The sequence below is a fragment of the Janthinobacterium sp. HH102 genome (assembly GCF_001758625.2).
Taxonomy (GTDB): Bacteria; Pseudomonadota; Gammaproteobacteria; order Burkholderiales; family Burkholderiaceae_D; genus Janthinobacterium.
The window spans coordinates 5715233-5735618 of record NZ_CP062062.1 but is presented as its reverse complement, the minus strand read 5'-3'; the positions used below and the strand labels follow the sequence as shown (position 1 = coordinate 5735618).

Sequence of the window (20386 nt, the reverse complement as noted above, 5' to 3'; positions counted from 1 at the left end):
GTCGGGTAGGTCGGGTTAGCGCGCAGCGCGTAACCCGACATCACCGCAATGCCAATCAATTACCTGCTTACCCCACCACCTTCACCACGGCATAGCGCTCCAGGGTCTCCTTGCGCGCCTCGTCGTGCTGCACGATGGGTTCCGGATAGTCGCGTCCCAGCACGATGTTTTTTTGCTCGAGCAGCATGCGCGGCACCAGCCAGGGCGCGTGGATTTCCTTGTCGCCCAGCGCCTTCAGCTGCGGCAGGTAGCGGCGGATGAAGCGTCCGCCGGCGTCGAATTTTTCCGACTGCGTGATGGGATTGAAGATGCGGAAGTAAGGCTGCGCATCGCAGCCGGACGACGATGCCCATTGCCAGCCGCCGTTGTTCGAGGCCAGGTCGAAGTCGTTCAGATGCCGCGCGAAATACGCTTCGCCGCGGCGCCAGTCGATGCCCAGATCCTTGATCAGAAAGCAGGCCGTGACCATGCGCAGGCGGTTGTGCATATAGCCCGTCTGGTTCAGCTGTGCCATGGCCGCGTCGACCAGAGGATAGCCGGTGCGCCCCTCGCACCAGGCGGCAAAGGCGGCATCGGCCTCGGCTCCCGTTTCCCAGGCGATGGCGTCGTAGGCCGGTTTGAAGGCGCCGCCTTCCACGTGCGGGTTCTGGTACAAAATCATGGCGTAGAAATCGCGCCAGATCAGTTCGGCCAGCCACACGGGTGCGCCATCGCCGCCGCCGCCGCGGTCCATCAGATCGACCACGGTGCGCACCAGATAGCGCAGCGACACGGTGCCGAAGCGCAGATGCATGGACAGGTAGGACGGTCCCTTCAGGGCGGGAAAATCGCGCGCCACGTCATAGCGGGCCACGCGCGGCAAAAAATCCTCGAACAGCGCGCTGGCGCCCGACATGCCGGTGGGGATGGCCAGTGCGGCCAGGTTGCTGGCCTCGAACCCCAGTTCGCCCAAGCTGGGCAGGGGCGACGGCGTGCCGGCGCGGGGCGGCGCCAGGCTGGCCGCATGCGGCTCGATAGCGAACGGCGCCAGGCAGGCGGGTTCGGCGCGCATTTTCTTCAGCCAGGCATTTTTATACGGCGTATAGACGGTGTAGGGTTTGGCCGAGAGCGTCAATACCTCGTCCTTTTCAAAGATGACCTGGTCCTTGAAGCTGAACCACAGACGCGCGCCGTGCGTGAGCGCGGCGGCCACCGTGGCGTCGCGGGCGATCGCCTGCGGTTCGTAGTCGTGGTTGGCAAAGACGGCGTCGGCGTTCAATTCGGCGGCCAGGCGCGGAATCGCCTCGGCCGCGTCCGCGTGCAGCACGATCAGGTCGCCGCCCAGCTGGCGCAGCTCATGGGCCAGCTCGGCCACGCTGGCATGGATGAAGTCGACCCGCCGGTCGCGGCGCGGCAGGGCTGCCAGGATGGCGGTGTCGTATACGAAGACGCAATGCACGGCCTGGCTTTGACGCAGGGCGTGATGCAGTGCAGCATGGTCAAACGCGCGCAGATCGCGGCGGAACCATACCAGGGAAGTCTTAATTGTCATTATTTCGCGTGTTCAAGGTCAAAGATAGGCGATTTTTTGCCGTCAACAGGGCTTTATGGCCGCTCGCGTCGCGCCTTTGGCGTCGCTGCGGCGGCAATTCAGTGTAAACTAGCGGGTATGTTCGCGGTACTTTATGTGCGACAGCGATTTTGCAATCAATTTTACAATTGGCATTGAAATGCGCCTGCAGGCATAGCGAATTGATCATTAATTTATAACATAACAAGAATAACGCCTGGCACCACGGTGCGCGCCGCCCAAGATATGCGGCCGCTTGCGCCGGGCGTACGATAGCGGGGTAAGCGAGACTTGCCAGCAAGCCCACAGAGAGAGCATCGCGTATGAAAAAGAGTAAAATCGACCAGACTCTACCAGGACATCGTCTGATGCAGGGTGTGGGAGAGCCGGCCGCGACCGGTTCCTCCACCCTGAATCTGGCGAACCATTTCCTGATTGCGATGCCGGCCATGCAAGATCCGATCTTCGGCGGCACGGTCGTGTACGTGTGTGAACACAATGAAAACGGCGTGCTGGGCGTCGTCATCAACAAACCCACCGACATGACCATGGAAGTGCTGTTCGACCGCATCGACCTGAAACTCGAGGCTGGCAGCGACACGCCCATCATCAACGAGCCGATCATGTTCGGCGGCCCCGTGCAGGATGACCGCGGCTTCGTGCTGCACACGCCGGGCGCGCGCTATTCCTCGTCGCTGACGGTGACCGATGAAGTGGCGTTTACCACCTCGATCGACGTGCTCGAAGCCGTCGCCAAGGGCGATGGTCCCGAGCGCATGCTCGTCTCGATCGGCTACTCGGGCTGGAGCCCGGGCCAGCTGGAAGACGAGATTGGCCGCAACGGCTGGCTGACGGTAGGCGCCTCGGCCGATATCCTGTTCGATTTCCCCATCGAACAGCGCTACGTGGCGGCCATCAAGTTGCTCGGTATCGATCCCCTCATGCTGGCGAGCGAGGCTGGCCACGCATGAGCGGTGACGCCATCGACACCATCCTTGCCTTCGATTTCGGCTTGAAACGCATCGGCGTGGCCATCGGCAATACCATGATTTGCCAGGCCAAGCCGCTCAGCGTGATCACGGCCACGGCGAACGAGCCGAAGTTTGCCGCCATCGATAACCTGATCAAGGAGTGGGGCGCCAGCCGCATCGTGGTGGGCTTGCCCAGCCACCCCGATGGCACGGAACACGAGATGAGCGCGCGCTGCCGCCGTTTCGCCAACCAGGTGCATGGCCGCTTCAACCTGCCCGTGGAACTGGTCGACGAGCGCTATTCCTCGGCCGTGATCGCCGCCAAGCGCGGCGAAGTGATCGATGACCGCGCCGCCGCCATCATCCTGCAACAGTATTTCGACGCGAATTATTAATCTGACCCTAGACTCCCTCCCTGAATGATTAAGAACTCTATGCCGCATCCTGCGAATCCTTCCCAACTCGACGCCGAGGCCCTGTATGCAGATTTGCTGCAGCAGGTGCGGAGCGGCCTGGCGGGCATCCCCAACGTGGCCATCGTCGGCATCCATTCGGGCGGCGCCTGGCTGGCTGAACGCCTGGCGCGCGATCTGAATCTGCTCGACCGTCTGGGCGTGCTCGACGTGTCCTTCTACCGCGACGACTTTGCCCAGAAGGGCTTGCATGCGGACGTCAAGCCGACGCAAATCAGCTTCGACGTGGCCGGCGCCACCATCCTGCTGGTCGACGACGTGCTGTACACGGGCCGCACCACGCGCGCGGCCATCAACGAATTGTTCGACTATGGCCGCCCGGCCAAGATCATGCTGGCGGCCCTGGTCGACCGCGGCGAACGCCAGCTGCCGGTGGCCGCCGATTTCGTGGCCGCCTTCACTGCCGTGCCGCCGGGCCAGGCCCTGGTCCTGAAGCAAGCCGACGATGGAAAATTCACGCTCACCATAGATAACAACCATGCTTAATCCGCAACTGAATAAACACGGCGAACTGCAACATCTGCTGACGATCGAAGGCTTGCCGAAGTCTATCGTCAACCATATCCTCGACACGGCTTCCTCGTTTGTCGGCATTTCCGACCGCGACGTGAAAAAGGTGCCGCTGATGCGTGGCAAGAGCGTTTTCAACCTGTTCTTTGAAAACTCCACGCGCACCCGCACCACCTTCGAAATCGCCTCGAAGCGCCTGTCGGCCGACGTCATCAACCTGAACATCCAGGCCTCGTCGGCCAGCAAGGGCGAATCGCTGCTCGACACCATCGACAACCTGTCGGCCATGCATGCCGACATGTTCGTCGTGCGCCACGCGCAGTCGGGCGCGCCCTACCTGATCGCCAAGCACCTGATCGACACCAAGCAGCCGCACGTCCACGTGGTCAACGCGGGCGACGGACGCCATGCGCACCCGACCCAGGGCTTGCTCGACATGTACACGATCCGCCATTACAAGAAGGATTTCACGAACCTGACGGTGGCCATCGTGGGCGACATTTTGCACAGCCGCGTGGCCCGTTCCGACATCCATGCGCTGACCACGCTGGGCGTGCCGGAAGTGCGCGCCATCGGCCCGCACACCCTGCTGCCGGGCGGCCTGGAACAGATGGGCGTGCGCACCTTCACCAATATGGATGAAGGCCTCAAGGGCGTGGACGTGATCATCATGCTGCGCCTGCAGAATGAACGCATGAGCGGCGCGCTGCTGCCGTCGGCGCAGGAATATTTCAAGAGCTATGGCCTCACGCCCGAACGTCTGGCGCTGGCGAAACCGGATGCCATCGTCATGCATCCGGGCCCGATGAACCGCGGCGTGGAAATCGATTCGGCCGTGGCCGACGGTCCGCAGGCGGTGATCCTGCCGCAGGTGACCTTCGGTATCGCCGTGCGCATGGCGGTGATGAGTATTTTGGCTGGTAATCAGGGCTGATAGCCCAAGGACGAGTAAGCGAGCATGACGACACTACATATCAAGAACGGCCACCTGATCGACCCTGCCAACGGCATCGATGGCTTGCAAGACCTGTTTATCGCCGACGGCAAAGTGCTGGCCGTGGGCAGCGCCCCGGCCGGCTTCAAGGCCGACACCACGTTTGACGCGGCCGGCCTGGTGGTTTCCCCCGGCCTGGTCGACCTGTCCGCGCGCCTGCGCGAGCCGGGCTACGAATACAAGGCGACCCTGGAATCGGAACTGCAGGCGGCGCTGCAAGGCGGCGTCACGAGCCTGGTCTGCCCGCCCGACACCGATCCCGTGCTCGATGAGCCGGGCCTGGTGGAGATGCTGAAATACCGCGCCAAGACGCAGAACAAGGCCCACGTGCACCCGCTGGGCGCGCTGACCATGGGCTTGAAGGGCAAGTCGCTGACGGAAATGGCGGAACTGACGGAAGCGGGCTGCATCGGCTTCGCGCAGGCGGAAGAGCCGATCGAGGACACCACCGTGTTGCTGCGCGCCATGCAATACGCGAACACCTTCGGCTACACGGTCTGGCTGCGCCCGCAAGACCCGCACATCGGCCGTGGCGGCATCGCCCACAGCGGCCCGCTGGCGTCGCGCCTGGGCTTGTCCGGCGTGCCCGTGATGTCCGAAACCATCGCCCTGCACACGATTTTCGAATTGATGCGCGCCAGCCGCGCGCGCGTGCACCTGTGCCGCATCTCGTCGGCGGCGGGCCTGGAACTGATCCGCGCCGCCAAGGCCGAAGGCTTGCCCGTCACCTGCGACGTGGGCGTGCACCATGTGCACCTGACGGACGCCGACATCGGTTTCTTCGATCCGAACGCGCGCGTCACGCCGCCGTTCCGCAGCCAGCGCGACCGCGATGCGATCCGCGCCGGCCTGCTCGACGGCACGGTCGACGCCATGTGCTCGGACCACACGCCTGTCGATGACGATGAAAAACTGCTGCCGTTCGGCGAAGCGTCGCCCGGCGCCACGGGCCTGGAACTGCTGCTGTCGCTGGCCCTGAAATGGGCCGACGACTACGCCTTGAACCAGCCGCAAGCGGGCGAGCGTCCGCTGGCGCGCGCCGTGGCCAAGGTCACGTCCGATGCGGCGCGTGTCGCCGGCATCCCGGCCGGCAGCCTGGCCGTGGGCGAAGCGGCCGACATCTGCGTCTTCGATCCCGCCGCGCGCTGGACCGTGTCGTCGGCGTCGCTGGCCAGCCAGGGCAAGCACACGCCTTTCCTCGGCTATGAGCTGAGCGGCATCGTCAAGGCGACCATCGTTGCCGGACAGGTGGCGTTTCAGCGCTAATTTTTTGTATCGGAGCCGTAGGTCGGATTAGCGGTACGCGTAATCCGACAAGTCCATGGCGGCTCCTGTCGGCTTACGCAGCGCCTCGCGGGCGCTGCCAAGCCGACCTACGCAGCTGCATGGCTTTGCTTCCAACCTTGGTGTCATTTGAAACTTCTGCTTACCTACCGCCTCGCGCGCATCGCCATTCACCTGAGCTGCGGCATGGCCAAGAGCGCCGTGCTCTTTCCCTGGCTGGACCTGGAAGGGCGCAACCGGCGCATCCGCCGCTGGTCGACGCAGCTGCTCGACATCTGCGGCGTGCACGTGGCGCAGCCGGCGGACAGCGTGCCGGCACTCGACCATGCGATGATGGTGGCGAACCACGTCTCGTGGCTCGACATCTTCGTCATCAATGCCGTCCACCCTTGCCGTTTCGTCGCCAAGGCGGAAATCCGCGCCTGGCCTATCCTCGGCTGGCTGGCGGGGCGCGCCGGCACCATCTTCATTTCGCGCGGCAGCAAGCGCGACCTGCGCCTGATCTTCCAGGGCCTGGTGGACAAATTGACGGCGGGCGAACGCATTGCGTTTTTCCCCGAAGGCACGACCGCCGCGCAAGGGCAGATCCTGCCGTTTCACGCCAACCTGTTCGAGGCGGCCATCGACGCGCAAGTGCCGGTGCAGCCGTTCGCGCTCGTGTATGTGGATGACAAGGGGGCGCTGCACCACGCCGTCGACTTCATCGGCGACATGAGCTTTGCGCAAAGCATGGTGGCGATCCTGAGCGGCCCGCCGATCACGGCGCGCCTGACCTGTCTGGCGCCAGTGGCGACGTCCGACGCGCACCGGCGCGAACTGGCGGCGGCAACGCAGGCGGCCGTGGCCGCTGCGCTGCCGCTGGAAAAGGCGGCCTAGTTTTTGACGTGCAGCCAGCGCGCATGCGCGGCGCGGGCCAGGTAGTCGAGGATGAAGCCTAACATCCCGATCAGCACGATGGCGGCCATCAGCTCCGAATACGCGAGGCGGTCGCGCGTGTCGAGGATGAAGTAGCCGAGGCCGGCCGATACGCCCAGCATTTCCGCCGGCACCAGCACGATCCAGATGATGCCGATGGCCAGCCGCACGCCCGTCAGGATATCGGCCGTGATGCCCGGCAAAATCACCTTGAAGACGATCTCGCTGCGCGTGGCCGACAGGCTGCGCGCCAGCAGCAGCCAGTTCGGGTCGAGCCGCGCCACGCCGGCCGCCGTATTGAGCAAAATCGGCCAGACGGCCGCAAACGCCAGCAGGAAGTACACGGGCGCGTCGCCGACGCCGAGCACCATCACGGCGATCGGCATCCACGACAGCGGCGAAATCATGCGCAGCAGCTGGAACAGCGGCATGGCCGCGCCGGAAAAGCTCTTCGACATGGCCACCAGCACGCCCAGCGGCACGCCGATGACGATGGCCAGCCCCAGGCCCACGGCGACCCTTTGCAGGCTCAAGACCACGTGCAGCCAGATATCCGAACCACCGAGCATTTCCCTGAACGCCAGCGCCGTGGGCAAGGGCGCGAAGGCGGTGGCGATCGGCGTGGATTTCTCCAGTGCCGTCACACCCATGGACCACAGCAGCAAGGCACAGGCCAGCCCCACCAGGGGCAGGCCGAACTTCGTGAACAACTTGCTTGCCATCGTCAGACCGCCACGGTTTCGCTGCGCAGCAGGTTGGCCGGCAAGCCGAAGGCGGCCGGTCCGCCGACTGCCGTGATGGCCTTGCGCACGAAACGGTCATCGACCAGGTCGCGCGCGGCGAATTTCGGATCGAGATTCGCCAGGAAGCGCGTATCGCCCTCCACCTTGGTGCGGCCGATGGCGCGCACCAGTTCTTCCGTGTACGAGGCGAATGGATAGGGCTGGAAGTCGATGCGGCGCTGCTGCCAGTTCTTGTGCACGATCAGGCCCTGCTTTTCATAGCCGGCGTAATCGGTGGTGGCCAGCACCTTGGTCAGCACCTGCAGCGGATGGGGCGTGTAGCGGTGCTCGCCCACGTTCGACAGCAGCTTGGCCGTATCGACCTGGTTCGAACGCGTCCACAACTGCGCCTTGACGATGGCGTTGGTGACCTTTTGCGCCCATTCCGGGCGCGTGTTGATGTCGCGCTCGGACAGGAAGGTGACGCAGCACGCATGGTTTTTCCACACGTCGCCCGAGAAGCGAAGGATCTTGCCGATGCCGGCGTTTTCCGCCGCCGCATTGAAAGGCTCGGCCACGATGTAGCCGGCAATCGACTTGCTGGCCAGGGCCGAGACCATTTCGGCCGGCGCCAGCACGATCAGGTTGACTTCATTCGGCTTGATGGCCGCGTTGCGCGCGCGCGTGACCGGCGTCAGGCCATTCGAGGACAGGATCTGCTGCAGCAGGATGTTGTGGATCGAGTACCAGAATGGAATCGCGACCGTGCGTCCGCCCAGGTCGGAGACCTTGTTGATCTCGTTGGCCACGGTCAGCGCGGAGCCGTTGACGTGGTTCCAGGCGACGACTTTCGCGGGGAACTTGGCGCCGTAGCGCACCCACAGGGTGGCCGGCGACAGCAGGTGGATGACGTTGACCTGGCCGGCGACGAACGCTTCGATGATCTGCGCCCAGCTACGGAACAGGCGCGGCGTTTCCGCCTGCAAGCCTTCCGCCTCGAACAGCTTGCGGGCGTGGGCGACGAGCAGCGGGGTGGCGTCGGTGATCGGCAGGTAGCCGATTTTTACGGGCTGGTCATCGCCTTTCGGGCCTTGCTGGGCCATGGCGTCGCCGGCGAACAGCAGGGGAGAGGCGACGCTGGCCGTGGCCAGGGCCGACATGCGCAGGAAGTCGCGCCGCGTCAGGCCGCAGTCGCAATCGGAGGAGGCGCAGATATGCAGGGGTTTGTTATCGTGTGGGAGGGACATGAAGGTTCCAGTAAAGTGCATTAGTGGGCGGCGTGGGCCTGATCTTGCTGTTGCAGCGCTTGCAGGGCGTCGAGGATGTCCATCTTGAGGGCGATGACGTCGGCGCTGTGGCCGATGCGCGGCTGGTCGATGGCGACGGACCATTCGCGCACGATGTTGCCCGGCTTGCCTCCCATGAGCAGGATGCGGTCGGCGACGAGGATGGCTTCGTCGATATCGTGCGTGACCAGCAGCACGGCCGTGTGCCAGCGGTGCACTACGTCGACCAGCAGCGACTGCATCTCGGCGCGGGTGATGGCGTCGAGGGCGGAAAACGGTTCGTCGGCGAACAGCAGTTCCGGTTCGCGCGCCAGCGCGCGGGCCAGCGCCACGCGCTGCGCCATGCCGCCCGACAGCGCGGACGGATACAGTTTTTCGCGGCCCTTCAGGCCCACCGCTTCGATGGCTTGCGCCACGCGCGCCTCGTGCGCTGCGCGCGTGAGCTGCGGCTGGTGCTTGAAATCCAGACCGAAACCCGCGTTGCCCGTGACGTTCAGCCAGGGCAAAAGGCTCGCCTGCTGGAACACGAGGGCGCTGCGCGGGTCCGGTTCGCGCATGGGCGCATCGAGGAATTGAATGGCGCCCGTCGATGGCGGCTGCAGGCCGGCCAGCACGCGCAGCAGGCTCGATTTGCCGCAGCCGCTGCCGCCCAGCAGGCAGACGATCTCGCGCTTGCGCACGCCCAGCGAGACGTGCTGGAACACGGGCGTGCTGCCCGCATAGGAAAAGCTCAGGTCCTGCGCCTGCAAGGCCCAATCAGCAACGCTCATGCCGGGGCTCCCGCTGCCGCCTGCTGGCTGTCGAACAGCTGCAAGGCCGATTGCAACTGCGTCAGGCTGGGGGTGACGATGGGGATGAACGACGATTCGCGCCAGCGGCGGGCAAAGCCCTGCTGCTCGGCGTTCAGGTAGGCGCGCCCGCCCATGGCTTGCAGTTCCAGCATCAGCGCCTGCTGCAGCACGTCGGCCAGTTGTATGCGCAGGCGGAACATGGCCGGCGCCTGCGTCTTGAAGCGGCCGTCGTGCACGCCGGCCAGCAGGGTGGCGACGGCGCTTTCCAGTGTCGCTTGCAGCGCTTCGATGCGTGGCGTGAGCTGGTTGCGCGAGCCGGCCGAGATTTGCGCCGCCTTTGCCAGGCTGGCGCGCGCCAGGCCGATCGACAGGCCGCATTGCATGCCGAGGAACGATGGGCGCACCTGCGGCAGCCAGGCCGGCGCGTTGTCGCTGATGATGTCCGCGGCGGGGATGTGCACTTGCGCCAGCTTGACGGAAGCCGTATTGCTGCCTCGCAGGGCGATCAGGTCCAGGTCATCGCTGCGCTTGACGCCCGCCGTGCCGCTGTCGAAGGCGACGATGACGGGCGGCGCGCCGTCGTCGGGCGCCACGGCGGCTGCCGCGACAAAGCCGGCCTTGCGCAGGTTGGTCACCCAGGCCAGGCCGCCGTCGACGAGCAAGCCGTCATCGTGGCGCGCGCCCGTGATTTGCAGCTGTTCGATGCCGGACAAGAATTTCATCGCGTTCGACAAACCGCTGGCGCCTGCCTGCGTGCCGGCCAGCAGGCCGGGCAAACGGCGCTCGGCCAGTGCGCGGTTCTCGCTTTGCAGCAGGAATTCGATAAAGCAGCGCTGGCCCCAGAAGACAAAGGCCGCCGTCACCGATTGCTCGGCCACCTTGGCGATGGCGTCGATGGCGTCGCGCACGTCGCCGCCCGCGCCGCCGTGTTCCTGCGGTACGCCGATGGCCAGCAGCTTGTCGCCGGCCAATGCCGGCAATACGGTTTCAGCCAGCTCCGGCGATTGGTCGAGCTGGTCGGCATGCATGTGCAGCCAGTGAGTGAGGTTCGCCATGTCAGACGGCGCCAGGCAGGTAGGGCGTCAATTGCGGATTGACTGGCGTGCCGGCCAGGCTGTTGGAGAAATTGCACAGGGTGGCCAGGCTGATGCCCAGCACGACTTCGAGCGCCTGCTGTTCGTTGTAGCCGGCGGCCAGGAAGGCTTGATATTCGGCGTCGCTGACGGCGCCGCGCGTGGCGATGACGGCCGTGGCGAAGGCGGCGACGGCGTCGAGCTTCGTATCGCCCGTCGGCTGGCCGTGCTGCAGGGCACGCACCGTGTCCGGTGTCTGGCCCGCTTTTTTCAGCGAGATGGCGCTATGGCCGGCGATGCAGAAATCGCAGCCATGGATGCGCGCGGCCGTGATCTGCACCACTTCGCGCTCCATCAGGGTCAGGCTGGCGCGCGCATTGATGCCGGAGACGGTCAGATAGGTTTCCAGTGCCAGCGGGGCATTGGCCAGCACGCCGATCAGATTGGGCAGGAAGCCGTTGTTGGCGATGGCCTTTTCCACGAAGGGGCGGCTGTCGGCCGGGGCGGTATCGAGAGTGTGCAGCGTCAGACGGGACATGGGGTACCTTGCTAAGTTAGTAAGTCACCCGGTCATTATATCGGCCATGCCGTGCACGCAACAGACGTCAGCGTCGTCCTTTTGTGCTCGTTCGTCTGCGATTGTGTGATCCTTGATTCCGGCAGGCTCTTAGCTGGCAAGCTGGCGCAATCGCTGGTCGCGCCGGTAGGCGCCCGGCTGCTCGCCCGTGACCCGCTTGAAGGCGCGCGTAAAGGCGGCGTGCGAGCGGTAGCCCACCAGTTCGGCGGCGCGTTCGACGGAGACGCCGTCGTGCAGGCGCCGCGCGGCGATCTTCATGCGCAGCAGGAGCAGGAACTGGGCCGGCGAGTGGCCGCTGGCGCTGGCGAAATGCTTGCAGAAGCTGGCGCGCGACATGCACGCTGCCTTGGCCATGTTCTCGATCGACCAGTCGTCGGCAGGGGCGTCGAGCATGCGTTCGAGCAGTGGCGAAAATGCGGGCTGGTGCAGCAGCGACAGCAGGCCGGCCGCCACCTGCTCGCCCTGCGCCACATGGCGGATCAGGTAAAAGAACAGCAGTTCGACCAGGCGCGCGATGAGCGGCGACGGCTGTTCCGGATCGCCGCCTGCTTCGGCGAGGATCAGGTCGAACAGCGCGGCGGCGGCGCTGAAGGCGGGCGCGTCGCCGCGTATCAGCAGATACGGCGGGAACGAGTCGACGATCAGCGCGGAGAGGGCGCCGCGAAATTGAAAGAAGCCGCAGGCCAGCGCCGTCGCCGGCTGCTGCGTGGGCGTTTGCAGCGGCAGCATCGCTTGCGCGCTCGCCGCCTGCAGCGGATCGCTGTGGGGACTGAGGAAGTGCGGCAAGTCGCGCAGCAGGAAGACGCCGTCGCGCGGGCCGAGCGCAATGGGCGCCGCGCCGTCGAGGTGCAAGTAGCAATGGCCATCGAGCACCAGGTGAAAGCTGCCCAGTTCCCGGCCCGCCGTGGAAGCGCGCCAGCGGCCGCAGTACTGGCCCACATGCAGGACGGCGGTGTCGAGTTCCAGGCTGCCGAGCAGCCAGCGCGCCAGTCTGTCGGTATCAGGATGCATGGGATCGCAAAGGCAAAAGCTCCATCATACGGGCCAGACGCGGCAAGGCCAACGACCGATTTCGACTAAGCATATGCGCGCCAAGCTTGGCGCTTACTGCTTGCCGCTGTGCTGCTGGAACGCGGGGCAGTCGACTTGCAGCAGCGAGCGGTCTTCCAGGCACACGGCCGAGAGTTTCCCGCCCCAGACGCAGCCGCTATCGAGCCCGATCAGGTGCGGCCGTAGTAGCAGTCCCAGCGCCGACCAGTGGCCGAAGACGATGGTGTCGCCGGCGCTGCGCCGGCCCGGCACGTCGAACCAGGGCAGCAGGCCGGAGCCTGGCGGCGGGCTGCCGCTTTCCTTCATCTTGAAATCCATCACGCCGTCCGGCGTGCAAAAGCGCAGCCGCGTCATGGCGTTGACGATGCAGCGCAGCCGGTCGGCGCCCTGCAGGTCGTCGCGCCAGGCGGCCGGCTCGTTGCCGTACATGGTGCGCAGGAACGCCACCCAATCGTCGCTGCGCAGCATGGCGGATACCTCCCCGCTCAGGGACAGGGCCTGGGCCGCGCTCCATTGCGGCAGCAAGCCCGCATGCACGAGCACATGGCCATCGTGTTCCAGTGCCAGTGGCCGCTGGCGCAGCCAGTTGATCAACTCCTCGCGGTCGGGTGCATCGAGGATGTCGGCGAGGGTGTCGGACGCATGCTCGGGCCGGATGCCGTTGGCCACGGCCAGCAAGTGCAAGTCATGGTTGCCCAGGACGCTGTCGGCCAGGCCTTGCTGCGCCAGGGCGTGCACGTGGCGCAGGGTGGCCAGCGAGGCCGGGCCGCGATTGATCAAGTCGCCCGCGAACAGCAGGCGGTACGGACCGCCCGCTGCCGCCTGGATCCGTTCGATCAATTCGACGGTTTGTGCATGACAGCCTTGCAGATCGCCGATAAAGTAAGTTTTCATATGTGCCGGGGTGAAGTGAACTACGCGCCTGCATTATAAGCATGCCCGCCCTTTGGCGTTGGGGCATTTCTGGCAGGTGCGCGATTGCGCGCATGGCCGGCGGGAAGAAAAACGCGGGCGCCGATTATGCCGCATGGGAATTTGATTCAGCGGTATGTCACGCTGCCGTATCACGCTGCCGTATAGGAATAATAATCCGCCGGCATGCCGTTCAGTAACGGTTTAAAAACTTTATAGCAACTTTCAGGTCAAAGCATCTTTGATGTTTTGGAGTGATTGACGATGTGGACGCAAGAGAATCGAAGCCGGCATCAGCAGGTGAGGACGGCACTTAAACGTGGCTATCCCACAGATGTGAAAGATGAAGAGTGGCGTCTGATCGCACCGCTGCTGCCAAGGCAAGCGAAGACGGGAAGACCTCGCAAAACGGATTTGCGCACGGTGATCAATGCGCTGCGTTACATGGTACGGTCCGGATGCGAGTGGCGCATGCTGCCAAATGATTTCCCGCCGTATCAGACGGTTTATTACTGGTTTCGGCGGCTGATGCGGCGCATGCTGTTTCGTACCATTCATGACTTGGCGCTGATGCTCGATCGTATGTGCAATGAACGGGAGGTGCTGCCGAGTGCCGGTGTTGTCGATAGCCAGAGCGTGAAAGCGCCAGGGGCACGAACAAGAGGCTATGACGCCCACAAGAAACTCAGCGGGCGCAAACGCCATATCGCGGTCGACACGGACGGTCGCTTACTGGCGATGAACCTGACCCCAGCCGATATTGCCGACTCCACTGGTGCTCAGATGGTGCTCGACGGCCTGATTAAACGCTGGCCATGGGTGAAGCATCTGTTTGGGGATGCGGCATATGACCGCAAACAGTTGATGGACAAGGCTGCGTTTCTTGACTTCACGGTGGAAGTCGTGCGGCGCCTGCAAGGGCAGCAAGGTTTCGCTGTTCAACCCAGGCGCTGGGTGGTCGAGCGAACGTTTGCATGGCTGATGCGTTACCGGCGCTTGGTGCGCGACTACGAGCAGCGCCTTGATGTTTCGGAAAATATGATTTACCTGGCCATGGGTTCGTTGCTGCTGCGTCGACTAAATTTCCGCTAAGTTATTAAACCGTTCCTCAGGCACGCGGGAATGCCATTTTATTCATGCTTATTCATTTTTCATGCGGGCTTCCGGTATATTCTTCATTTAATCTTAATGTTGGCCCGCCAAATAAATCGAGGGCCGTGATTCAATTGATGATGGATTATGCGTTGGTGCACAGATATTTATGCAATGTAGTATATTCCACGTGATTTTATTATTTAAATGAATATAAAGGATGTACCAATGGATCTGTCTACGATGACGATGCTGGAATTGCGCAAACTGGAAGATAATGTCAAGCAGGAATTGAACAGCCGCGAGCGCGAAGACTTGAACAAGGCGCGCGAACAGATCATGGCCATCGCGCAGCAAGCCGGCATTCCGCTGAAACAGCTGATACTCGATGGCTTGCACCCGCGCACGGGCAAAGTCGCGGTGCGTTACCGCCATCCTGAGAATGCGACCGAGCAATGGACAGGCCGTGGCCGTCAGCCGCTGTGGGTCAGGCAGTGGGTGGAATCGGGCAAGTCGATCGATCTGCTGCGCGTATAATTCGGTATACTCTTGGCGTAGTGGCAAGCCGCCAGCCGCGCGCTGCACCTTGCCAGGCACCTTATTGACCCTACTTATACCGGCCACACCATGCTCCCATTGTCCAGAACGATCTTCAAGGCCTACGATATTCGCGGCATCATCGCTAAAACCCTCGATGCCGGCGTGGCCCACAAGATCGGTCAGGCATTTGGCCAGGCCGCCCTGGCCAAGGGCGAGCAGCGGGTCGTGATCGGCCGCGACGGCCGTCTGTCGGGACCGGAATTGACGGCGGCGCTGGCGCAGGGCTTGCAAGCGGCGGGCGTCGACGTGATCGACCTGGGCGTGGTGGCCACGCCGATGGTCTACTTCGGCACGAATGTGCTCGACACGCGCTCCGGCATCATGGTCACGGGCAGCCACAATCCGCCCGACTACAACGGCTTCAAGATGGTGCTGGCCGGTGAAGCGATCCACGGCGAAGCGATCCAGGCGCTGTACCACAGCATCGTCGCGCACGACGGCAGCGCCAGTGCCAAGCCGGGCACCTATGCCACGCACGATATCCGCGCCGCCTACCTGGCGCGCATCCTGGGCGACGTCAAACTGGCGCGCCCGATCAAGATCGCTGTCGACTGCGGCAATGGCGTGGCCGGCGCGTTCGCGGGCGACCTGTTCCGCGGCATGGGCTGCGAAGTCATCGAACTGTTCTGCGAAGTCGATGGCCACTTCCCGAACCACCATCCGGACCCGGCGCACCCGGAAAACCTGCAGGACCTGATCCGCTGCCTGGCCGAGACGGATGCTGAAATCGGCATCGCCTTCGACGGCGACGGCGACCGCCTGGGCGTGGTCACCAAGGATGGCCAGATCATCTACCCTGACCGCCAGATGATGCTGTTCGCGGCCGACGTGCTGACCCGCCATCCTGGCGCGCAGATTTTGTACGATGTGAAATGCACGCGCCACCTGGCGCTGTGGATCAGCAAGCATGGCGGCGTACCGCTGATGTACAAGACGGGCCACTCGCTGGTAAAAGCCAAGCTGCGCGAAACGGGTGCGCCGCTGGGCGGCGAAATGAGCGGCCATATCTTCTTCAAGGACCGCTGGTACGGTTTCGACGACGGCATGTATTCGGCCGCGCGCCTGCTCGAAATCCTCACGCGCGAAGCGGATCCGTCGGCTTTGCTGAATTCCCTGCCGCAGTCCGACAGCACGCCGGAACTGCACCTGGAGCTGAAGGAGGGCGAGAACGTCGCGCTGATGGACATGCTGCGCCGCGACGCCGTCTTCCCCGGCAATGAACAGATCATCACCATCGACGGCTTGCGCGTGGAATACGCGGACGGCTTCGGCCTGGCCCGCTCGTCGAACACCACGCCAGTGATCGTCATGCGCTTCGAAGCGGAAACGCCGGCAGCCCTGGCGCGCATCCAGGGACAGTTCAAGAGCGTGATCCTGGCCGCCAAGCCTGACGCCGTGCTGCCGTTCTGACAGCATGGCCGCTCAACCAGGCGCGCAGGCGCCCTTGAAAATCCTGCTGGTGCGCGTGTCCTCGCTGGGCGACGTTCTGCATAACCTGCCGATGGTGGCGGACATCGCCCGCCATTTCCCGAATGCGACCATCGACTGGGTGGTTGAAGAGGGCTACACCAGCCTGGTGCGCCTGAACGCGCGCGTCAATACCATTTTCCCGTTCGCGCTGCGGCGCTGGCGCAAGAGCCTGGGCAAGAAAGAGACGCGTGCGGAAATCGCCGCCTTCTTCCGCAGCCTGCGCCAGACGCGCTACGATTATGTGTTCGATACCCAGGGCTTGCTCAAGACGGGCATCATCATGGGCGCCGCGCGCCTGGCGCCGGGCGGACAGAAGGTCGGCCTGGCCAACGGCAGCGAAGGTTCCGGCTATGAAGGTATCTCGCGCCTGTTCCACACCAAAAGCATTCCGCTCGACCCGCGCACGCATGCGGTAGCGCGCGGCCGCCTGGTCGCTGCCGCTGCACTCGGCTACACGGTCGACACGCCGGCCGATTTCGGCTTGCCGGAAGTCTCGCGCAACGAGCCGCGCCCGGACTGGATGGGCGAAGCTCCCTACTGCGTGTATTTCCACGGTACGGCGCGCGACGCCAAGAAATGGGCGCCGGAAAACTGGATCGCCCTGGGCCGTGCCTTGGCACCGATGCCGATTTTGCTGCCATGGGGTTCGCCCAGGGAAAAGGCGGAAGCCGAACAACTTGCGGCCGGTCTGCCGAACGCGCGCGTGCTGCCGAAACTGTCGATGGACGACGCCACCCTGCTGGCGCGCCACGCGGCGCTGGTGATCGGCGTCGACACGGGCCTGACGCATATCGCGGCCGCCTTCGTGCGCCCGACGGTGGAAATCTATGCCGATTCTCCGCTGTGGAAAACGGAAGGCAACTGGTCGCCGAACATCATCAACCTGGGCGACAAGGGTGCGCCGCCCGGCGTGCCGGAAGTGCTGGCCGCGGCACAACGCCTGCTGACCGAACATCCTCCCGCCTGACTTCAACCGCCTGACCTTAACATTCAACAATCATGCGACTTCTTTATACCCTTGCCTGGTGGCTGGCCTTGCCCCTGGTGCTGGCGCGGCTGTGGCTGCGCGGACGCCAGGAACCCGGCTACCGCCAGCACTGGGGCGAGCGCCTGGGCTTTTACGGCCGCCAGCCGACAACGGCTACAGACACCATCTGGCTGCACGCCGTCTCCGTCGGCGAGACGCGCGCGGCCGAGCCGCTGATCGATGCGCTGCTGGCCGCCTGGCCCAGGTGCCGCATCGTCCTCACGCACATGACGCCGACGGGGCGCGCGACGGGCAAGGCGCTGTTCGCCAAACACGGCGCGCGCCTCGTGCAAAGCTATCTGCCTTACGACACGGGCGCCATGCCGGCCCGTTTCATCCGCCATTTCGCCCCGCGCATCTGCATCCTGATGGAGACGGAAGTGTGGCCGAATCTGATCCACCAATGCACTCGCTACAAAGTGCCCGTGGTGCTGGCCAACGCGCGCTTGTCGCAGCGTTCGCTGGGCAAGGCGCAGCGTCTGGGCAAGCTGATTGCCGATGCGGCGCGCGGCATCACCATGGTGGCGGCGCAGACGCAGGACGATGCCGATCGCGTGCGCCAGCTGGGCGTGCAGGACGTGGTGGTCACGGGCAGCATCAAGTTCGACGTCGTCGTGCCCGGGGCGGCCCTGGCGACGGGGGCAGCGCTGCGCGCCGCCATCGGTGCGCGCCCCGTGCTGCTGTGCGCCAGCACGCGCGAAGGCGAAGAGCAGCTGATCCTCGATGCGTATATCCGCGCCAGCTTGCCGGCGCATGCACTGCTGCTGATCGTGCCGCGCCACCCGCAGCGTTTCGACGAGGTGGAAAAATTGATCGCGGCGCACGGCCTGGCCGTGCAGCGCAGGTCCGGCCTGGCGCAGGAGGATGTGGTGGCGGCGGGCACGCAGGTGCTGCTGGGCGACTCGATGGGCGAGATGTTTGCGTACTACGCGGCCTGCGATTGCGCGTTCGTCGGCGGCAGCCTGCTGCCGCTGGGCGGACAAAACCTGATCGAGCCGGCGGCCCTGGGCAAGCCCGTGCTGATCGGCCCGCACACCTTCAATTTCGCGCTGGTCACCGAGCAGGCGATCGCCGCCGGCGGCGCCGCGCTGGTGGCGGATGCCGACGCGCTGATGGCGCAGGCATCTGCCTTGCTGCAGGATCCGGCGCGTTTATCGTCGATGGGTCAAAAGGCGCTGGCGTTTGCCAGCCAGCACCGGGGCGCCACGCCGCGCACCATCGCGGCGATTCAACCGCTGCTGCGGTGACGGCGGCGCGGCCAATAATGTTGTCGGATTACGCGCTAGCGCTAATCCAACCTACGCGACTGCTGCCATGATGAAGGTAGGTCGGATTAGCGCAGGGCGCGTAATCCGACAGTCGTGGCCAACAATATCGCTTACGCGAACAGCACCGGCAACTCCTGCGAGCGTTTTCTGAGCGCCTGCTTGGCCCCATCGTAATCGGGATAAATCGATTCCACGGTGGCCCAGAAGCGGGGGCTGTGGTTCATTTCCAGCAGGTGCGACAGTTCGTGCGCCACGACGTAATCGATCAGCGGCAGGGCGAAGTGGATCAGGCGCCAGTTCAGGCGGATCTTGCGCTCGATGGTGCAGCTGCCCCAGCGCGTGCCGGCCGACGACAGCGACAGCGAATCGTAGCGCACGCCCAGCTTGTCCGCATACAGGTCCAGGCGCGCCTCGAACAGCTGGCGCGCCTCGTGCTGGAACCAGCCCTTCACTTTTTCCTTCAATTGCTGTTCGCTGCCCGTGGGCGTGACCCACACGTGCAGCTCATTGGTATCGCGCTGAAAGCTGGCGCGGTGGCGCGGCGCCTGGTGCAATCGCAAGGTGATCTCGCCACCGAGGTAGGGCAGCACGGCGCCATCGACCCATGCCACGGGCGGGCGCTGCTGGCGCTGCACCTTGCGCTCGCCCCGTTCCAGCAGTTTCGAGACGATCCAGCCTTGCTTGGCGCGGATGGCGTTGTCGATTTCGGCCAGGGTGACGCGCTTGGGCGCGGTGACGCGCAAGCCGTTGTCGTCGATCATGAAGCCGATGGAACGGCGCGTGGAGCGGCGCAGGGCGAATTCGACGAGGTGGCTGCCCAGCTGCAGCTGGCGCAGCGGCGGGCCATCGGCGGAGCGTGGCGGGGAAGGCAGGGGAGGCGGGGCAGGGCGAACGATGGGCGGCGCGGGCGCCACTACCGGTGGGGCCACGGGCGGAGCTGGCGGTGCCGTGGGGCGCACCGCCGGGGGCGTGCTGGTCGAGACGTCATGCGCGAACAAATCCAGTTGCTGGTCGCCGACCTTGATGGTCTTCATCTGCTGGCGCAGTGTCGGCTCCTGGATGACCGCGCTGATACCGTCTAGCCAGCGTTGTAGGCGTGAGGCGAAATGACGCGCATTTCTGATTCTATCCAATTTTCCACCTGTTGCATCATGCTGTCCGGGGTTTGCCCTTCCGGCGAAATCGGTTTGCCTATCGAGACGGTGATCAGTCCCGGGCGTTTGAGGAATGACTGCTTGGGCCAGCACTCGCCTGAATTATGCGCAATCGGCACCACCACGGCGCCCGTGGCGATGGCCAGACGCGTGCCGCCGCTCTTGTACTTGCCCGCCTGGCCCACGGGAATGCGGGTACCTTCAGGGAACATGATAATCCATTGGCCATCGGCCAGCCGGCGCTTGCCATGTGCGACCACGCTCTTGAACGCATGCTTGCCCTGCTTGCGGTCGATGGGGATCATGCGCAACAGCGCCATGGCCCAGCCGAAGAAGGGGATGTACAGGATCTCCTTCTTGAACACATATACGAGCGGACGGGGCAGGCTTGGCAGCAAGAAGATGGTTTCCCATGCCGACTGGTGCTTCGACAGCACGATGGCCGGCGCGTCCGGGAAGTTCTCGGCGCCCTTGACTTCATAGCGGATGCCGCAAATGACCTTGGCGCACCACAGGATAAACACATTCCAGCGCGAGGTGACCCAATAGCGCTTGTTGTAGCTCAATGGCGCGGCAAAAAAGCACACGCAGGCCCAGACGATGGTGGCCACGATCATGATGATCATGAACAGCAGTGATCGCAGGAACAGGGAAATATTACGCAATGC

Annotated in this window: 21 protein-coding genes; 11 read left to right on the top strand and 10 right to left on the bottom strand. The window is 64.3% G+C overall.

Going from position 1 to position 20386, the window contains the following annotated elements; genetic code table 11:
• Positions 1 to 67 precede the first annotated feature (67 nt).
• The gene (locus JAB4_RS26130) at positions 68 to 1531 is read right to left on the bottom strand and encodes a deoxyribodipyrimidine photo-lyase (RefSeq protein WP_070222129.1); all 1464 of its coding nucleotides are present in this window, start codon (positions 1529 to 1531) and stop codon (positions 68 to 70) included.
• 386 nt (positions 1532 to 1917) lie between these two features.
• Between JAB4_RS26130 and JAB4_RS26125 the strand changes: the two genes are divergently transcribed.
• The 6 genes from JAB4_RS26125 (at position 1918) to JAB4_RS26100 (ending at position 6657) form a co-directional block, all read left to right on the top strand.
• Positions 1918 to 2520, top strand: a complete 603-nt coding sequence (locus JAB4_RS26125; protein ID WP_070222127.1) for a YqgE/AlgH family protein — start codon at positions 1918 to 1920, stop codon at positions 2518 to 2520.
• The gene (ruvX, locus tag JAB4_RS26120; RefSeq protein WP_227742041.1) at positions 2517 to 2915 is read left to right on the top strand and encodes a Holliday junction resolvase RuvX; all 399 of its coding nucleotides are present in this window, start codon (positions 2517 to 2519) and stop codon (positions 2913 to 2915) included. Before JAB4_RS26125 ends, ruvX begins: the two co-directional genes overlap by 4 nt.
• Before the next feature lie 39 nt (positions 2916 to 2954).
• Entirely contained in the window at positions 2955 to 3479 is a 525-nt protein-coding gene (gene pyrR, locus JAB4_RS26115) for a bifunctional pyr operon transcriptional regulator/uracil phosphoribosyltransferase PyrR (protein ID WP_070222125.1), read from the top strand.
• Positions 3472 to 4437: an aspartate carbamoyltransferase catalytic subunit gene (locus tag JAB4_RS26110; protein WP_034746695.1), complete on the top strand. Its 966-nt coding sequence runs from the start codon at positions 3472 to 3474 to the stop codon at positions 4435 to 4437. The genes pyrR and JAB4_RS26110 overlap by 8 nt, the downstream gene beginning before the upstream one ends.
• A gap of 24 nt (positions 4438 to 4461) precedes the next feature.
• Positions 4462 to 5763 (top strand): dihydroorotase, encoded by a 1302-nt coding sequence (locus JAB4_RS26105; protein ID WP_070222122.1) that lies wholly within the window; start codon positions 4462 to 4464, stop codon positions 5761 to 5763.
• A gap of 147 nt (positions 5764 to 5910) precedes the next feature.
• Complete coding sequence (locus tag JAB4_RS26100; protein ID WP_070300501.1) at positions 5911 to 6657, top strand: lysophospholipid acyltransferase family protein; 747 nt, start codon at positions 5911 to 5913, stop codon at positions 6655 to 6657.
• On the opposite strand, the gene JAB4_RS26095 is transcribed toward JAB4_RS26100, so the two are convergent.
• From JAB4_RS26095 to JAB4_RS26065, 7 genes are all read right to left on the bottom strand, one after another.
• Positions 6654 to 7418 carry an ABC transporter permease gene (locus tag JAB4_RS26095; RefSeq protein WP_070222119.1) on the bottom strand — a complete coding sequence of 255 codons (765 nt, stop codon included), beginning with the start codon at positions 7416 to 7418 and terminating at the stop codon, positions 6654 to 6656. The genes JAB4_RS26100 and JAB4_RS26095 overlap by 4 nt on opposite strands.
• A gap of 2 nt (positions 7419 to 7420) precedes the next feature.
• A complete protein-coding gene (locus JAB4_RS26090) occupies positions 7421 to 8665 on the bottom strand; it encodes an ABC transporter substrate-binding protein (RefSeq protein ID WP_070222116.1) in 1245 nt (414 codons plus the stop codon).
• Positions 8666 to 8685: 20 nt separating this feature from the next.
• Positions 8686 to 9474 (bottom strand): ABC transporter ATP-binding protein, encoded by a 789-nt coding sequence (locus JAB4_RS26085; protein ID WP_070222114.1) that lies wholly within the window; start codon positions 9472 to 9474, stop codon positions 8686 to 8688.
• On the bottom strand, positions 9471 to 10550 hold the full coding sequence (locus tag JAB4_RS26080; protein ID WP_070222112.1) for an acyl-CoA dehydrogenase family protein: 1080 nt from the start codon (positions 10548 to 10550) through the stop codon (positions 9471 to 9473). The genes JAB4_RS26085 and JAB4_RS26080 overlap by 4 nt, the downstream gene beginning before the upstream one ends.
• 1 nt (position 10551) lies before the next feature.
• Positions 10552 to 11106: a carboxymuconolactone decarboxylase family protein gene (locus JAB4_RS26075; protein WP_070222110.1), complete on the bottom strand. Its 555-nt coding sequence runs from the start codon at positions 11104 to 11106 to the stop codon at positions 10552 to 10554.
• Between the two features lie 129 nt (positions 11107 to 11235).
• Positions 11236 to 12156: an AraC family transcriptional regulator gene (locus JAB4_RS26070; protein ID WP_070222108.1), complete on the bottom strand. Its 921-nt coding sequence runs from the start codon at positions 12154 to 12156 to the stop codon at positions 11236 to 11238.
• Positions 12157 to 12249: 93 nt separating this feature from the next.
• On the bottom strand, positions 12250 to 13089 hold the full coding sequence (locus JAB4_RS26065; RefSeq protein WP_070222106.1) for a symmetrical bis(5'-nucleosyl)-tetraphosphatase: 840 nt from the start codon (positions 13087 to 13089) through the stop codon (positions 12250 to 12252).
• Positions 13090 to 13371: 282 nt separating this feature from the next.
• On the opposite strand from JAB4_RS26065, the gene JAB4_RS26060 reads away from it, so the two are divergent.
• From JAB4_RS26060 to waaA, 5 genes are all read left to right on the top strand, one after another.
• A complete protein-coding gene (locus JAB4_RS26060; protein ID WP_070308615.1) occupies positions 13372 to 14199 on the top strand; it encodes an IS5 family transposase in 828 nt (275 codons plus the stop codon).
• A 228-nt stretch (positions 14200 to 14427) separates the two neighbouring features.
• The gene (locus JAB4_RS26055) at positions 14428 to 14736 is read left to right on the top strand and encodes an H-NS histone family protein (protein ID WP_070221029.1); all 309 of its coding nucleotides are present in this window, start codon (positions 14428 to 14430) and stop codon (positions 14734 to 14736) included.
• Positions 14737 to 14826: 90 nt separating this feature from the next.
• Complete coding sequence (locus JAB4_RS26050; RefSeq protein WP_070221026.1) at positions 14827 to 16209, top strand: phosphomannomutase/phosphoglucomutase; 1383 nt, start codon at positions 14827 to 14829, stop codon at positions 16207 to 16209.
• Positions 16210 to 16213: 4 nt separating this feature from the next.
• Entirely contained in the window at positions 16214 to 17236 is a 1023-nt protein-coding gene (gene waaC, locus JAB4_RS26045; protein ID WP_070221024.1) for a lipopolysaccharide heptosyltransferase I, read from the top strand.
• Positions 17237 to 17268: 32 nt separating this feature from the next.
• Entirely contained in the window at positions 17269 to 18543 is a 1275-nt protein-coding gene (gene waaA / locus JAB4_RS26040; RefSeq protein WP_070221022.1) for a lipid IV(A) 3-deoxy-D-manno-octulosonic acid transferase, read from the top strand.
• A 131-nt stretch (positions 18544 to 18674) separates the two neighbouring features.
• Here the strand turns inward: waaA and JAB4_RS26035 are convergent, their stop codons facing one another.
• On the bottom strand, positions 18675 to 19598 hold the full coding sequence (locus tag JAB4_RS26035) for a SprT family zinc-dependent metalloprotease (protein ID WP_070221020.1): 924 nt from the start codon (positions 19596 to 19598) through the stop codon (positions 18675 to 18677).
• Between the two features lie 44 nt (positions 19599 to 19642).
• A complete protein-coding gene (locus tag JAB4_RS26030; RefSeq protein ID WP_034746739.1) occupies positions 19643 to 20383 on the bottom strand; it encodes a lysophospholipid acyltransferase family protein in 741 nt (246 codons plus the stop codon).
• Between the last annotated feature and the right edge of the window lie 3 nt (positions 20384 to 20386).

What these genes read in the sequence shown, in the direction of transcription:
- JAB4_RS26130 (WP_070222129.1), bottom strand. Translation starts at nt 1,531, where the DNA reads ATGACAATTAAGACTTCCCTGGTATGGTTCCGCCGCGATCTGCGCGCG.
- JAB4_RS26125 (WP_070222127.1), top strand. Translation starts at nt 1,918, where the DNA reads ATGCAGGGTGTGGGAGAGCCGGCCGCGACCGGTTCCTCCACCCTGAAT.
- ruvX (WP_227742041.1), top strand. Translation starts at nt 2,517, where the DNA reads ATGAGCGGTGACGCCATCGACACCATCCTTGCCTTCGATTTCGGCTTG.
- pyrR (WP_070222125.1), top strand. Translation starts at nt 2,955, where the DNA reads ATGCCGCATCCTGCGAATCCTTCCCAACTCGACGCCGAGGCCCTGTAT.
- JAB4_RS26110 (WP_034746695.1), top strand. Translation starts at nt 3,472, where the DNA reads ATGCTTAATCCGCAACTGAATAAACACGGCGAACTGCAACATCTGCTG.
- JAB4_RS26105 (WP_070222122.1), top strand. Translation starts at nt 4,462, where the DNA reads ATGACGACACTACATATCAAGAACGGCCACCTGATCGACCCTGCCAAC.
- JAB4_RS26095 (WP_070222119.1), bottom strand. Translation starts at nt 7,418, where the DNA reads ATGGCAAGCAAGTTGTTCACGAAGTTCGGCCTGCCCCTGGTGGGGCTG.
- JAB4_RS26090 (WP_070222116.1), bottom strand. Translation starts at nt 8,665, where the DNA reads ATGTCCCTCCCACACGATAACAAACCCCTGCATATCTGCGCCTCCTCC.
- JAB4_RS26085 (WP_070222114.1), bottom strand. Translation starts at nt 9,474, where the DNA reads ATGAGCGTTGCTGATTGGGCCTTGCAGGCGCAGGACCTGAGCTTTTCC.
- JAB4_RS26080 (WP_070222112.1), bottom strand. Translation starts at nt 10,550, where the DNA reads ATGGCGAACCTCACTCACTGGCTGCACATGCATGCCGACCAGCTCGAC.
- JAB4_RS26075 (WP_070222110.1), bottom strand. Translation starts at nt 11,106, where the DNA reads ATGTCCCGTCTGACGCTGCACACTCTCGATACCGCCCCGGCCGACAGC.
- JAB4_RS26070 (WP_070222108.1), bottom strand. Translation starts at nt 12,156, where the DNA reads ATGCATCCTGATACCGACAGACTGGCGCGCTGGCTGCTCGGCAGCCTG.
- JAB4_RS26065 (WP_070222106.1), bottom strand. Translation starts at nt 13,089, where the DNA reads ATGAAAACTTACTTTATCGGCGATCTGCAAGGCTGTCATGCACAAACC.
- JAB4_RS26060 (WP_070308615.1), top strand. Translation starts at nt 13,372, where the DNA reads ATGTGGACGCAAGAGAATCGAAGCCGGCATCAGCAGGTGAGGACGGCA.
- JAB4_RS26055 (WP_070221029.1), top strand. Translation starts at nt 14,428, where the DNA reads ATGGATCTGTCTACGATGACGATGCTGGAATTGCGCAAACTGGAAGAT.
- JAB4_RS26050 (WP_070221026.1), top strand. Translation starts at nt 14,827, where the DNA reads ATGCTCCCATTGTCCAGAACGATCTTCAAGGCCTACGATATTCGCGGC.
- waaC (WP_070221024.1), top strand. Translation starts at nt 16,214, where the DNA reads ATGGCCGCTCAACCAGGCGCGCAGGCGCCCTTGAAAATCCTGCTGGTG.
- waaA (WP_070221022.1), top strand. Translation starts at nt 17,269, where the DNA reads ATGCGACTTCTTTATACCCTTGCCTGGTGGCTGGCCTTGCCCCTGGTG.
- JAB4_RS26035 (WP_070221020.1), bottom strand. Translation starts at nt 19,598, where the DNA reads ATGAAGACCATCAAGGTCGGCGACCAGCAACTGGATTTGTTCGCGCAT.